Source organism: Mesorhizobium salmacidum (SeqCode) (genome assembly GCF_037179605.1).
In the GTDB taxonomy this organism is placed as follows: domain Bacteria; phylum Pseudomonadota; class Alphaproteobacteria; order Rhizobiales; family Rhizobiaceae; genus Mesorhizobium; species Mesorhizobium salmacidum.
Genome location: NZ_JAPYKS010000008.1, coordinates 179,786 through 193,059, shown reverse-complemented (window position 1 = coordinate 193,059; position 13,274 = coordinate 179,786). Strand labels below are relative to the sequence as shown.

General features: G+C 60.8%; 15 protein-coding genes. 6 read left to right on the top strand and 9 right to left on the bottom strand.

The window, feature by feature from the left end; all coding sequences use genetic code 11:
• Nucleotides 1-2: 2 nt before the first annotated feature.
• From O7A60_RS13440 to O7A60_RS13430, 3 genes are all read right to left on the bottom strand, one after another.
• The gene (locus O7A60_RS13440; RefSeq protein WP_337106724.1) at nucleotides 3-1,451 is read right to left on the bottom strand and encodes a type II and III secretion system protein family protein; all 1,449 of its coding nucleotides are present in this window, start codon (nucleotides 1,449-1,451) and stop codon (nucleotides 3-5) included.
• A 63-nt stretch (nucleotides 1,452-1,514) separates the two neighbouring features.
• Nucleotides 1,515-2,555, bottom strand: coding sequence for a Flp pilus assembly protein CpaB (gene cpaB, locus O7A60_RS13435; protein ID WP_337106723.1), 1,041 nt, complete (start codon nucleotides 2,553-2,555; stop codon nucleotides 1,515-1,517).
• Between the two features lie 92 nt (nucleotides 2,556-2,647).
• Nucleotides 2,648-2,866 (bottom strand): Flp family type IVb pilin, encoded by a 219-nt coding sequence (locus O7A60_RS13430; RefSeq protein ID WP_337106722.1) that lies wholly within the window; start codon nucleotides 2,864-2,866, stop codon nucleotides 2,648-2,650.
• Between the two features lie 539 nt (nucleotides 2,867-3,405).
• Between O7A60_RS13430 and O7A60_RS13425 the strand changes: the two genes are divergently transcribed.
• The 6 genes from O7A60_RS13425 (at nucleotide 3,406) to O7A60_RS13400 (ending at nucleotide 8,257) form a co-directional block, all read left to right on the top strand.
• Nucleotides 3,406-4,794: a CpaF family protein gene (locus tag O7A60_RS13425; protein ID WP_337106721.1), complete on the top strand. Its 1,389-nt coding sequence runs from the start codon at nucleotides 3,406-3,408 to the stop codon at nucleotides 4,792-4,794.
• A complete protein-coding gene (locus O7A60_RS13420; RefSeq protein WP_337106720.1) occupies nucleotides 4,794-5,762 on the top strand; it encodes a type II secretion system F family protein in 969 nt (322 codons plus the stop codon). Before O7A60_RS13425 ends, O7A60_RS13420 begins: the two co-directional genes overlap by 1 nt.
• Nucleotides 5,763-5,780: 18 nt before the next feature.
• A complete protein-coding gene (locus tag O7A60_RS13415) occupies nucleotides 5,781-6,731 on the top strand; it encodes a type II secretion system F family protein (RefSeq protein WP_337106719.1) in 951 nt (316 codons plus the stop codon).
• Nucleotides 6,732-6,784: 53 nt separating this feature from the next.
• Entirely contained in the window at nucleotides 6,785-7,324 is a 540-nt protein-coding gene (locus O7A60_RS13410; RefSeq protein WP_337106718.1) for a tetratricopeptide repeat protein, read from the top strand.
• Between the two features lie 2 nt (nucleotides 7,325-7,326).
• Entirely contained in the window at nucleotides 7,327-7,866 is a 540-nt protein-coding gene (locus O7A60_RS13405; protein ID WP_140746011.1) for a prepilin peptidase, read from the top strand.
• A gap of 193 nt (nucleotides 7,867-8,059) precedes the next feature.
• A complete protein-coding gene (locus O7A60_RS13400) occupies nucleotides 8,060-8,257 on the top strand; it encodes a hypothetical protein (protein WP_140505812.1) in 198 nt (65 codons plus the stop codon).
• Between the two features lie 308 nt (nucleotides 8,258-8,565).
• On the opposite strand, the gene O7A60_RS13395 is transcribed toward O7A60_RS13400, so the two are convergent.
• The 6 genes from O7A60_RS13395 to O7A60_RS13370 form a co-directional block, all read right to left on the bottom strand.
• The gene (locus O7A60_RS13395) at nucleotides 8,566-8,859 is read right to left on the bottom strand and encodes a hypothetical protein (RefSeq protein WP_337106717.1); all 294 of its coding nucleotides are present in this window, start codon (nucleotides 8,857-8,859) and stop codon (nucleotides 8,566-8,568) included.
• A gap of 64 nt (nucleotides 8,860-8,923) precedes the next feature.
• A complete protein-coding gene (locus tag O7A60_RS13390) occupies nucleotides 8,924-9,442 on the bottom strand; it encodes a YciE/YciF ferroxidase family protein (RefSeq protein WP_337106716.1) in 519 nt (172 codons plus the stop codon).
• A 152-nt stretch (nucleotides 9,443-9,594) separates the two neighbouring features.
• On the bottom strand, nucleotides 9,595-10,596 hold the full coding sequence (locus O7A60_RS13385) for an ATP-dependent DNA ligase (protein WP_337106715.1): 1,002 nt from the start codon (nucleotides 10,594-10,596) through the stop codon (nucleotides 9,595-9,597).
• A gap of 60 nt (nucleotides 10,597-10,656) precedes the next feature.
• Nucleotides 10,657-11,100 carry a PPC domain-containing DNA-binding protein gene (locus O7A60_RS13380; RefSeq protein ID WP_337106714.1) on the bottom strand — a complete coding sequence of 148 codons (444 nt, stop codon included), beginning with the start codon at nucleotides 11,098-11,100 and terminating at the stop codon, nucleotides 10,657-10,659.
• Between the two features lie 26 nt (nucleotides 11,101-11,126).
• On the bottom strand, nucleotides 11,127-11,444 hold the full coding sequence (locus O7A60_RS13375) for a plasmid stabilization protein (protein WP_140505910.1): 318 nt from the start codon (nucleotides 11,442-11,444) through the stop codon (nucleotides 11,127-11,129).
• A 109-nt stretch (nucleotides 11,445-11,553) separates the two neighbouring features.
• The gene (locus tag O7A60_RS13370) at nucleotides 11,554-13,266 is read right to left on the bottom strand and encodes an HAD family hydrolase (RefSeq protein WP_337106713.1); all 1,713 of its coding nucleotides are present in this window, start codon (nucleotides 13,264-13,266) and stop codon (nucleotides 11,554-11,556) included.
• Nucleotides 13,267-13,274: the final 8 nt, after the last annotated feature.

The window sequence follows — 13,274 nt, the reverse complement described above, 5'->3', positions numbered from 1 at the left end:
CGCTATTTCTTGACATAGAGCATCTTGTCCTTCGATTTGAAGTCCAGCATGTGGCCATAGGGGCCGGTGACGCCGTCGCCCGTTTCATACTTGCGGATCATGTCCTTGTTCACTTCGAGTTGACCGAGCACGAAGAATTCCGGATCGTTCGCGGGTCGTGTCTTGTCGAAAGGCGTCGCCAGCTGCTCGCCGGGCTTCACCGGCCGCACGATATGCGGCGTGACGACGACGACCAGTTCGGTCTCTTCCTTCTGGCTGCTCGAATTGCGAAACAGCGTGCCGATGACAGGCACCTGGCCCAGCCACGGCACCTGGTTCTGGAGCTTGGTGGTCTTGCTCGACAGAAGCCCGCCGACCGCGAAGCTCTGGCCGTCGCGCAGTTCGACGACGGTTTCCAGCTTGCGGTTGGTGAAGATCGGGTCGCCGGCGGTGGTGAAGCCGGTCAGGTCGCTGACCTCCGGTGCCAACTGGATGTGGATCTTGTCGTCGGCGAGCACGATCGGCGTGAACAAGAGATTGACGCCGAATTGTTTGTACTCGATCTGGACCTCGCCGTTCTTGTCGACGCTGCGGATAGGCACCTGGCCGCCGGCATTGAAACTGGCGGGTTCGCCGGAAAGCGTGGTGAGGTTTGGCTCGGCAAGCGTGCGCACCACGCCCTTTGCCTCAAGCGCCTCGATGATCAGGTCGACCTTGATGTTGCTGTCGATGACGCGGGTGATTAGCGCTGCAAACGGATTGCTGTTCGACAGCAGGCCGGTGACTAGGTCTGCTGCCGGATTTGCCACTACGCCATCGTCATCGACGGCCGCAATGCCAGTGCCGGTGCGGGTCGTTCCCCTGCTGTTCTTGGTCCTAATCGACACGCCGAGATCGCGGCCGGCGTTGCGCTTGGCTTCCAGCACGCGCACTTCGAGATTGACCTGCTGGCTATCATCGACAGTGACGGCGTTGATGATGGCGTCGGGTCCGTATTGCTGGGCGACTTCCATGATGGCCGCCAGAGTGGCGCCGTCCTTGACATGACCGCCAAGCCGCACCCTGCCATTCACCGAACCGATTTCGATGCGCGACCTTGGCGAAACCTGGCGGATTGCCGCCGCCATGTCGCTGACATCGACGCCGACCTCGATCTGGATGACGCCGAGCGATCTCTTGTCGGGTGAGAACAGGTTGACAGTGGTGGTGCCGGCGCCCTTGCCGATGACGTAGAGCGTGCGGTCGGTCATTGGCTGCGCATCGGCGATCTTCTCGTCGCCGACGACGATATCGCCGAGATTGGCATTCACCTGGAGCGTCACCGATTGCGACATCGGCAGGAAGATACGATGGACGCTGGGGTTCGACACGTCGATGAAGCGGTCGGCCGCATCGGCCGCAAGGCTCGTCAGCAACAACGCCCCCACACAGGACAACGCGGCCGCCGCTATCCTCAACCAAGACCCCTGCATCCCCGTCTCCTAAATGCTGCTTGAAACAGCCACCGTGTCGCGCGGTATTATGCCGCACTATTATCATGGTTGTCGCGGCACGTCATATGTCTCGAGCTTCACGCCACGAAATACGCCCACGGTCACATTCTTTGGCGGTTCCGGCTGCACATATTTGACCACTTCCTTGACGACCTCGCGCACTTCAGGCGCAGATGTCACGGCCGGAGCGGGTTTGACCTTGCCCATCTCGTCAAGCCGGCTTCCCACCCGCTCCACGGCCTGAGCCAGCCCGGCCAGCTTGTCGTCGGCCCGCTTACGCTCAGCTGCCGCCAAGGCTTCCGCTGCAGCCTTCTTGTCGAGTTCTGCCTTTCGAGCGGCGACATCGGCCGGCGTTTCGCCGGTCAGATCGGAAAGTGTTACCCGTTCGGTGGTTTCGCCGTTGCTGGCGGCGGCCTGGCGAAGCGCCAGCGACAATTGCCCGGCACCTGCCGCTAGTGTCAGCTTCTGCGCATCCTTGGTGCTGGCCTCGAGCGTCACCGACTTCACCACGGTTGGGCTGTCCTTACTCACATCGGCCACCTGGTCGATGGCGAGCACCTTCATGCCCTGCAGCAGCACATCGACAAAACTCTTGTCCGCGCCATCGTCGGTACGCACCGAGCGCGTCAGCAACACATCGACCCGGTCGCCCGGGAAGACGAATCCCGCAACGCCGAGCACGTCGTTGACCCTGATGGAAACGGCCTTCATCCCTTCGCCGAGGACCGCCGAAAGCGTGGCGCGCTGCCCCGGCCCAGTGATCTTGCTGGCGAGGACAGGTTCGTTGGCACTAATGGTTTGAAGAGCCTGCCTCGTGCCCTCGCCTGCCAGAGCTTCCTTCGTTGTCTTGAAGGCGCCCGTTGGAACCGCGCCCGCCGGCCACGCGACTTCGCGCAATTTATCTGCGGTGAGCGCGTCGCCGAACTTCAGCGGCATTGCCGCTACGACGACTGTGCTGCCTTGAACGAGGCCCGTTTGCGCCATGGCGCTACGCTGGCCGGCCAGCCAGATATTGACCAACACAACTGCCAGAACGCCGAACACGCCGGCGAGAACGATCATGATAAGCGTATTGGCGCGCATGCCCCAAGCCCCAAGCCCCAATGCGGGATTCGCCCGCTGCGATCGGATTCAGGCCCGGCTCGAACGATCCGGGCCTGAGTGTAGTCAGGCGATCAGGTGCCGACGCCAGTCGCCGCGTTACACGAACCAACTGTCGCTGCGTCGAGGGCGGTGCAGAGTGCCGAGAAACGACCGTTTACCCAGCCGCCAATGGCGAGGACAGTCAGAATCGATGCAACGGCGATAATGCCGATAAGGATGGAATATTCGACCATGGCAGCGCCGTTTTCATCGTCGCGGAACTGCCGGGTCATCGTCATGAGCTTGTTCATGTCAATTTCTCCCTTGGAGGTTTGAACCCGACGAGACAGAGCAAAGGATGAAATCCATACCCAAGCATCCCCCGTCATCTCGATCCTAGGTCCCGAGAAATTGCAGAGTCAAATGGGATTAACGGTTCCTTAACTTTCCAATACATGAACTTTCGAGCTCTAAGCGCCTTCAAATTTCAGCAAGAGCTTGATTCGTCTGATTTTTCAAGCGTCCTTAACCATTCGTTCACAATTATGCCTATCCACTAATGAAGTGATCGCTACTTTAGCCATATGGCATATCCCTTTATATCGAAGGGGTTATAGCCAGATATGGAGTGGGTGCCGATGTCGGAGCTCGCGACGGCCACAGGACCTCCGAAGCATAGTGCGCCTCTCACATCTGGTCGCGCGGAGACCAGAAATAAAAACGATATTTTTTGGGTGCGCTCCTTAACTATGTTGAAAGTATTGACCAAGCGCGAGGCACCACGGCGCTTGTGCCCTGATTGGTTAACGTTTAGTTTCCGCTAATGCAAGGTTAGGGAGCATAGGCGATTATGCTGGGGCGGTTCATCAAGGGGCAAGGCGCACGGCCGGCCATGACAAACGCGGAGACGCTGACAGTTCTGCCTGTCGCTCCCGCCCTTTCTCCGGTCACCGAAATCGAATCGCATGGCAACGATTTTCTGACACTCAAGGTTGAGCTTCATCGCCATCTTATCGATCGGTTCAATCTGACCGCTCTGGAAAATGCATCGAAGGATGAGATCCTGATCGAGATCCGCCCGATCGTGCGCGAATTCGTGCGGGGTCGAAACGTGCCGTTGAATGCACGCGAACTCGACCAACTGACAAGCGACACCGCTGACGAGATGCTGGGGCTGGGCCCGATCGAACCGCTGCTAAAAGACGATTCGATCACGGACATCATGATCAACACCCATAAGCGCGTTTTTATCGAGCGGCGTGGCATCGTCGAAGAAACAGCAATCCGGTTTCGTGACGAGGCGCATCTGCTGCGCGTTATCAACAAGATAGTCTCGAATATCGGGCGTCGGGTCGATGAATCCTCGCCGATGGTCGATGCCCGCCTGGATGACGGCTCACGCGTCAACATCGCCGTGCGGCCGATCTCGGTCGATGGTCCGCTGGTATCGATCCGCAAGTTCTCCAAGAATCCCTATTCGCTCGAACGCCTAGTGGCGCTCAATTCGATCCGTCCGCCAATGGTCGATCTGTTGCGGATCGCCGTGCAGGCGCGCAAATCGATCCTGGTTTCGGGCGGCACCGGCAGTGGCAAGACTACGCTGCTCAACGCGCTGTCGAGCTACATCCCCTCGAAGGAACGACTCATCACCATCGAGGATGCGGCGGAACTGCAGTTGCAGCAGCCTCATGTCGGCAGGCTTGAAACGCGGCCACCCAATGTCGAGGGCAGGGGCGAGGTTCGTCAGCGCGAATTGCTGAAGAACGCGTTGCGCATGCGGCCGGACCGCATCATCGTCGGCGAGGTGCGCGGCGAGGAAGCTTTCGACATGCTGCAGGCCATGAACACAGGCCATGAGGGGTCGATGACCACCATCCACGCCAACACGCCGCGCGACGCGATCTCGCGGCTGGAACAGATGGTCGGCATGGCCGGCATGCCGATGACGCACGACTCGATCCGGGCGCAGATTGCCTCCGCCATTGACATCATCGTTCAAACACAGCGTCTTTCGGACGGCGGCCGGCGTGTCACATCCATATCGGAACTGACTGGCATGGAGGGTAATGTCGTCCAGCTTCAGGAAATTTATCATTTCGTCCGGCGTGAGGTCACAGCCGAGGGCAAGGTCATCGGAGACTTTCGCGCAACCGGCGTCCGTCCGCGGTTCGCTCCGGAGGCCGCGACCCTGGGGCACCATTTTGCCAAGGACGCCTTCAACCCGCAGGTCGCCCTCTGATGCTGACCGGTCAAGCTCTGCTGTACTTCATCTACATGCTGGCGGCAGCTTCGGTCATTCTCGCCGGCGAAGCCCTGTATCTTTCATTTGCCGGCCGCCGCTCCCGGTCTCTAGCAGTTAATCGCCGATTGAAGCGGCTCGCTGGCGACGTCCCGGCCGAACAAACGTTACAGGGACTGCTGCGAGAGCGCGGGCTCACGGACTCGGGCGATTTTCTTTTCGGTATGGTCTGGTTGAACAGGCTCTATACCCAGTCCGGTATCACCGGAAATCCGTTGACCTTCGCCGCAACATTTCTGCTTGCAGGGCTGGCGATGGCGTTGCTGCTGGTACTCTTCAATTTTTCCGCTTTGCCGTCGCTCATTGTCTTTCTGGTCGTAGGGCTTGTCCTGCCGCTTCTCGTCCTCCGGCGTGCCCGCAACAAGCGAATCCGGAAGTTCGCCAAACAGCTGCCGGATGCGCTCGATATGATCGTTCGTTCGCTGCGCGCCGGACACCCGGCTTCGGTCGCGATCGGTCTGGTCGCGCGCGAAATGCCCGATCCACTCGGCACCGAGTTCGGCATCGTCTCCGATGAAATCACCTTTGGCCTCAGCATCGAGCAGGCCGTGCGAAAGCTCTCGCAGCGTGTCGGCTTCGAGGGCCTTCAGCTGCTGTCGGTATCGATGTCGATCCAGGCCAAGACGGGCGGCAATTTGACCGAGATTCTGGCCAATCTTTCCTCGGTTCTGCGTGAACGGCAGAAATTGCGAATGAAAATCAGGGCGCTTTCGGCCGAAGGTCGCGTCTCCGCGTGGATCATTTCCTTGTTTCCTATTGTGATGTTCTTCACGCTTCAAATCCTTGCCCCAGGCTATTACGGCGGCGTCTGGGGCAACCCGCTTGTCTTCCCGATATTTCTGCTTTTCGGGTTGTGGGCGCTGCTTGGCGACTTCATCATGTACCGGATGGTTACTTTCGATTTCTGACTGGGGCGACGAAAGAAATTGTTTTCGAACATTCAGGACCTGGGCTTCTTGGTGTCTATTGCCGTCTTTGTGGCGGCGGTGTCGTTCTTCCTGTTCGGTGCGCTTGTCTTCCTGCCGGCTCTGCAGACACGAAAGCTCGTCGCGCAGAGCCTGATGGGCGAAGAAATTACAGACCGCCGATCGATGCTCGGACAAGATCAGCTTGCCAAGCTTGCGGCACAACGGCCGGTCGATGCCTACTTCAAGTCGATCGAGAAGGAGCGGGAAGAGCCAAACGCCTTGGAAGCGAAGCTGTTTCGCGCCGGCTTTTATCAATCAAGCGCACCGCTGATTTATACGCTGTCCCGCCTTGTCGCGGTCTGCGTCGGTTTTCTGGCAATGTATGCACTCCTGTCGCGGGTTCTGCCGCCGCACCTGCCAGGTTTCATCACCCTTGCTGGTTCTGCCCTGTTCGGGTTGGCCTGCATGGTGATTCCCGCCATTCTGCTCGACCGTTTCGAGAACAGTCAGAAACAGATCTATCGTCGAGCCTTCCCCGACTTCATGGACATGATGATCACCTGCGCCGACGCGGGCATGAGCCTGGAGGGGGCAGTCGAACGCGTCAGCCATGAAATGGCCGCCACCCACAAATGGCTGGGAATACAGCTGTCGATCATGAATTTGCAGTTGCGTGCTGGCAAGCCGTTGCGGGAAGCGCTACGCGAACTTTCAGATCGCATCGGACTTGACGAGGCGCGGGCACTGGCCGTCCTGTTCCGTCAATCGGAAGAACTCGGCACCAGCCTCACCGATGCCTTGCGTGTTTATAGCGCCGAGATGCGTGGGCAACGAATCCTGAGTGCCGAGGAACGGGCCAATTCTCTTCCCGTTAAAATGATGATCCCGTTGGGGTTGTGCATCTTCCCTGTCGTGATGATGGTCATTATGTTGCCGGTGATCATCCGCATGAGGGGCATTTTCTTCTAGTTACATGTATGCTTTGGTCCTAATGTGAGTCGGGGATCCTCGAGGGGAACTATATGAAAAGGGTTATCGCTGTCGCAGCTTGTCTGTTGACGGTTGTCCTTGCCGGCTGCCAGACGGACGCCACCAACGGTGTCGTCCGTACCAACGAGCCGTCGAAGGGGGATGTGACCTCATTCGGCGATGCTTTCGACGGGCTGAAGACGGTCGGCGACGTCGAATACTACGCCTCGGACCAGGCTGTTGCCGAAGCCAAGAACCAGTTCCGCGCCGAGAATTACGGCAATGCCGGCGCCTTGTTCTTCAAGGCGACGCAGCTGGCGCCCAATGACGGCGGCGCCTGGATGGGACTTGCTGCTTCCTGCGACCGCATCCACCGCTTCGACCTTGCCGATCGCGCCTATGGCCGCGCATTCAAGCTGATGGGGGCATCGCCCGAATACTACAACAATGTCGGTTATTCCTATTTGCTGCGCGGCAAGCTGCAGGACGCGCGCAGCAATTTCCTCAAGGCCTATGAACTGGCGCCCAACGATCCGACCGTCGCCAACAATCTGAAGCTGCTCTCGTCCAGCGTGCAGAACATCGAGCGCTGAACGTGCTGCTGATCGAAGCCATACTGCTGAAGGTACTGGCTGCGGCCCTGCTCGCACGGACTGGCTGGCTCGATTTTACCACTCAGAAAATATCCAACCGCGACGTGCTGTTGCTGCTCTGCCTCGGGCTCGGATCGCTGCTGCTTATGTCGCTCCGGGCGGGGTCCTGGTGGGATATGGGTTTGAGCGCGCTTGCAGGGCTGTTGCTGTTTCTGGCGCTCTTCCCATTCTGGTTGCTGCGCAAGATCGGTGCCGGCGATGTCAAGCTGCTGGCGGTCGTGCCGCTTCTGATCGGCGGTAGTGGCCTGACGGTATTTTCGCTGCTGTTGATGGTTTTCGCGCTCGCCACGGCCCTGGTCGTGAAGAACCCGCTCCTGCTGCCTCAAAGTGCCTTCCGCGTCTACGTCCAGCATCTCGATCAGCGGGGCGTGGTGCCTTTCGGTGTGCCGATCTCGGCGGCCGCGATCTGTACGATAGCGCTCCAAGTCTACTGGAGTTTTGTCTTGGCCAACAGCTCTGGAATCCTGGGCCAGCTCAACTAGCACCTCGTCGCTGTGTAGATACTGTTCAGCGCAACGGTCTGACAATCGTGCTGCTCGTCGTCGCCCTGAACGCAGCAAGCGGGCTCGGGAATCACCACGGTTCACGAAATATTATGTGACGGAACGTCCGGGCAACCAGTTTCTTTGACCCTCGAGGCGGTCGTTCGCCTCGGTAACTCAAAGGAGAAGAAGAATGCCCAATAAAGGTGGAAGCCATGAGCAACATGTGAAAGCAGGCCAGCAGAGCCACAAGAACATGGATGACAAGAACCGTCAGCAGCAGGCGGCCGGTGGCAACCAGCGCCAGCAAGGCGACAGCTCCGGCAATATGCGCGGCGGGACCCATGAACAGCATGTGAGAGCTGGCGAGCAAAGCCACAAGAATCGCTAGCAAACCCCTGTGGCACCGAGCCCGTCCCGAGCGCTCGGGACGGGCTCTGCGCGGTGGTAGGTGCTGCGGTCAACCCGCCCGGTCCGGCGAAAGAGAGGCCGCCGAAAGAGAGACAGATTTGATGCCCGATCCGAGAGAACCCGACCCCAACCGCGACGTGCCCATGCCCGCTCCCAACTGGAAGCCCAAGCCGATTGGAGAACCGGAGCCGGACGGATTGCCCGATGAGGCGCCGTTGCCCAATCCTGATGAGAATGAAGAGCCCCCGTTACATGCGGACGGCTGACCCGATTGCGGACGTCGTTCGGTCACTCGTCGTCGGCGTGGCCGCCTTCCCTTGAAGGATTGCGTGAGATGGCCGCCTCCTCGACGTCGTCGGGCAATGCCTCGTCGCTTTCCTGGTAGGCATTGTCGTCATCTTCCTCGGGCAAGTCGCCCTCAGCCTCGTCTTCCACCTCGGCGTCGTCGGGAAGGATTTTCGCGCCTGCGAGCGCGTCCCAGTCCTGCTGCTCGATCACGGGACCTTCGGTTTCCGCCTGGTCTTCGGCTTGCGCTGTGTCTTTGGGCTGCACTGAGGGTTGCTTTGTTTTGCGGGGGTCCATCGTCGTTCTCCGAAATCCGGGGAGTTGCCCCGATCGCCTGGCGCCCGGGGCAACCGCTCGCCTGCTAGGCGGCCTGTTCCAGGGCACGTTCATTGACGCCGCCCTCGCCAAGGCTGGAAAGTGCCTTGTCGGTCGCCGTCTCCTCCTCAAGGGTCTCGTTGAGGAGTTTGACCACGTCGCTTTTGCCGAGCTGTTCGGCCCAGGCGATCAGCGTACCGTAGCGCGCGATCTCGTAGTGTTCGACGGCCTGCGCCGCTCCGACCAGCCCAGCGTCCAGAGCGGGGTCGCCCTTATATTCCTGGAGGACTTCCGAACCCTCCTCGATGATGCCGTCGATGGCCGGACAGGTCTTGCCTCGGGCCGGCTTGTCGAGAAGCTCGAAAATCTGTTCTAGGCGGTCGACCTGGCCCTCGGTCTCCTGCAGATGTTTCTCGAACGCCGCCGAAACATCTTCGGATTCAGCGCCCTTCGCCATTTTCGGCAGCGCCTTCAGGATTTTCTTCTCGGCATAATAAATGTCCTTCAGCCCGTCGAGGAACAGGGCTTCAAGGCCCTTCGGTGCCGCTTTCTTCGCAGTCGCCATGATTGTCATCTCCAATTATCAATTATCGTGAAGCCCACCAGCGGTGTAGCTGGGGCACAACTTGCCATCGGGGCGGTTGTTCCAGCCATTTCGCAAAGAGCCGGCCGGGAGGGCGCCTCCGGCCAGCGAGCGCGCCCGTGGCGCGAACTGCGTCACTCGATCTGCCGCATGGTGCACTGGTGCGGCGCCTTGTCCGGGCGCCAGCGCAACAGTTTGGTGCCATGCCGGAACCTGTCGCCGGTGACATGATCGAAGCGGACCTCGACCACCAGTTCCGGCCGCAGGGGCTCCCATTCGCCGCTGCGCTGCGTGCTCCAGCGGCTCGGTCCGCCCGGCGCCTTGCCGGTGAAGCCGGGTCCGCCACGCAGCTTTTCCAGCTCTCGGGTGACACGGGCCCGGTCATCCCTGCCGATGGTCGAGGTAAAGCCGACATGGTCGAGTTTGCCGCTCTCATCATAGAGGCCGAGCAGGAGCGAGCCGACCTCGCTGCTTCCGGTCAGATAGCGGAATCCGCCAACCACGCAGTCGGCGGTACGCAACCGTTTGACCTTGACCATCGCGCGTTCGCCCGGCCGGTACGGGTCGGCCAGCAATTTGGCGACGACGCCGTCGGTGGGGCCATGGCCGGCCCCTTCCAGCCAGCGCCTGGCAGCCGGCGGATCGGTCGCGCTGGGCGAGAGCCGCAAGCCGGGCTTGGCGCAATCGCGAGCGAAGGCCTCGACCGCCCGGCGGCGTCGCGACAACGGCTCGCCAAGCAGGATCGTCCCGCCCGGCGCGGCCGGCATGTCGAACAGGATCAGCCGGGCAGGGGTTTGCGCACTCAGCTTGCGGATACGGCTTTCGGCCGGGTGAAGCCGCATCTGCAGCGCGTCGAAGGATAGCTGGCCATCGAGTTCGATGACGATTTCGCCATCGACAACGAAGTTGCGGGCCTCCACCTGCTGCAGCATGGCGACGAGTTCCGGGAAGTAACGGCCAAGAGGTTTCCCGGATTTGGCGCGCAAGTCGACATCCGTGTCGCCCTTGAAGGCGAGGCAGCGAAACCCGTCCCATTTGGGCTCGTATTGCCAAAGGCCTTCCCCCTCCGGCAGGGCGTCGGCGGCCTTGGCCTCCATGGGCGGCGTGTCCAGGGGTAGGGCGAACCTGTGCGTCATTGCCTGAACCATCGCTCTCCGGGGCGTCGCGCCCCTCGGCAAAGCGCCCGCAAAGACACCTCAGCCGCCGAGATCGATCAAAGCCACACCGAACTCGGCACGCTTGCGGCGGCGCAGGTGACCCGGCGCTTCCACCACGGTGACTTCCAATGTCGGCCGAACGGTGCCTTCGAGCAGATGGCCGCCCCTGGTCGTGCCGTCGCTCAAGCCAAGCACCGCGTGGACATGAAGACTTGGCTTGCCATCATCGCCCGTCGCGACATCACCGATCGCGCTCAGGACCTCGCATTGCTCGTCGACCGGGATTTTTCGATAGCGCTTCGCCTCCAGGTCGAACCAGCCGACAGTGGCCCGTTGGAACGCGCCGATCGCGGTTAGGGAAGCGCTGCCGATCGTCTGCTCGACCGCGAAGCTGGTCAGCGCCGAAAATGCTTCCTCGCCCGGGTCGAGCACCACGACAAATGTCCGTTGGCCCTTGGTCTCGTTGACCAGTCGCGATTTCATGCCGGTGTTCCGATCTTCGAGGCCGTTCAGTGGGCGTGGTGTTCGGCGTTCCTCTTGCGGGTCGCCGCCGCCTTCCTTGCCGATTCGGACCGGCTCGCGGCCGATCGGGAAGCGGACGCCTTTCCGCCGCTCTTGCCGCCCTTGTGCGCCGCCGGATGACCTGTGTGCTTGCCACGCCCGGAGCCGCCTTCCTTCTTGCCGCCACCATCGTCCTTGTTGACCGTCGCCCATGCGCGTCGCTCGGCTTCCTTGTCGGAAACGCCACGCTTCTCATAGCCTTCGGCAATATGATCGGCCTTGCGTTCCTGCTTGTCGGTGTATTTGGATTTCTCGCCTCGTGGCATGATCGTTTCTCCTTCTCGATGGAGGTTGAACGTCAAGTCGGCGCCCAGGTTCCAATCGCGGTCGGCGAACCGGCCGTTCCCGACATCGTTCATGACCGCCTCCGAGCTGCTATTCCTCAGGCGCCGTCGCCGGTGCGGTGTAGCGCCGCCGAACGGCATCGAGAACCCGTTTGCGGCTCTCCTCCGCCGAAAGCTTCCTGTCCTTTTCCGCCTCGGTGGTTTCGCGGGCGAGATCCTTGTCCCTGATCTGCTGGCGGAACCATTTCGAATAGTCGCCCGCGCGCAGATGGAACTCCCAGGTCTTGTCGTCTATGCCTTCGGCCATTTGGGCAAAGATCATCAGATTATGGGCCCTGAGGTTCATCGCGTCGTCGGGACCGCGGAAATAGAAGCTGCCGGTCTCATCGAGTTGGCCCTCGGCATATTTGCGGCTGTGGCGCTTGAGAGACTGACGAGGTTCGATGACCTTGACCGTCGTGAGTTTTTTGCGCGCCTGCGGCCGCCAGAACAGAACCCGGTCGCCCTTGGGCGTGGGAATGTCTTTCGGCGGCTCGATTCCCGTCTCGCGGCAGAAGGCCTTCACCACGTCCTTCGCCTTGGGGCCAAGGGCGATGACGGCCGTAACCAGGCGCAGGGCGTCGGTCGAAATCGCCTCGGGATGGACGGTGATCAGGATCGTGCCCGGCAGTTCCAGGGAGAGCACGGAGCGCGTATCGTCGCGCCGCTTCGGAAGAAGATGGTGCGCTTCGTCGATGACCAGCCAATGCGGTCTTGCGGTGCGGCGGCGAAAACTGCCAAGGCCAGGCAGCAGGTCGGCAAAGAAGTCAGGCCGTTCATCGACACGAAGCGCCAACCCGTTGACGACGATATTGCTGTCGGCCTTGGCCATCAGATCCAGCACCTGCGCCTTTGTCGGCGCGCTCGACCCATCCCCCAGCCGAACGGCGCCCTCGAGGCCATCATAGTCACCCTCGGGGTCGAAGACGCAAAACTGAAATCGGCTCTCGACGAAGCGTTCCGTCAGCGCGGTGGCCAGGGTGGATTTGCCGATGCCCGAACTGCCGGCGATGAGCACGCTTTCAGTCGGCGACAGATAGATGTCGTCGCCACCGGACGACCCCAGGACAACGCCGTCATGACGTTTCGGCACGATCCCGTGGTCGCGTTCGATCAGTTTGGCGATCAGTTCCTCGACGCCTTTGCCGCGTGCGCCGCGTGTGACCAGGTTTGCGGTGCCTTTGACCGCGGGAATGGCATTGTCGACCGCAACGCTGCAGCCGCAGGCCTGCAGGAAGGCATGATCGTTCTCGGCGTCGCCGATACCCACCACATTGTGCGGCGACAGGTGAAGGTCCTCGAGTGCGGCGGCCAGCCCGGTGGCTTTGTTGACGCCGCTCGGCAGGATCATCACCGCGCCCTTGTTGAAGATGATTTCGAGCTCGAGCCCCATCTTCTTGATGACCTCGAGCACGGTCGCCTGATGTGGCTCCCACGTGGCGACAATCGACCGTCCCGCCGAAAGTGGCTTTACCCCCTGTTTTTTCAGCCTGGCGATGAATTTGGGCTCCGGCGATGGCGAGATCACCCGCTCCTCCTCACTCGCCGGGGTGTAGATCAGGGCGCCGTTCTCGGCGACGACCTTGTCGAACATGCCGATATCGGGAAACACGCGCTTGAGGTCGGGCAGCTCGCGTCCGGTGACCAGAAGCAGTTTGCGGCCACTTTTCTTGAACCGCTCCAGTGCAGCGAGCGTTTTCTTGGAGACAGCCCCGTCATGTGCGAGCGTCCCGTCATAGTCGGTCGCCAAGGCAATGAAATACATTGCGATGA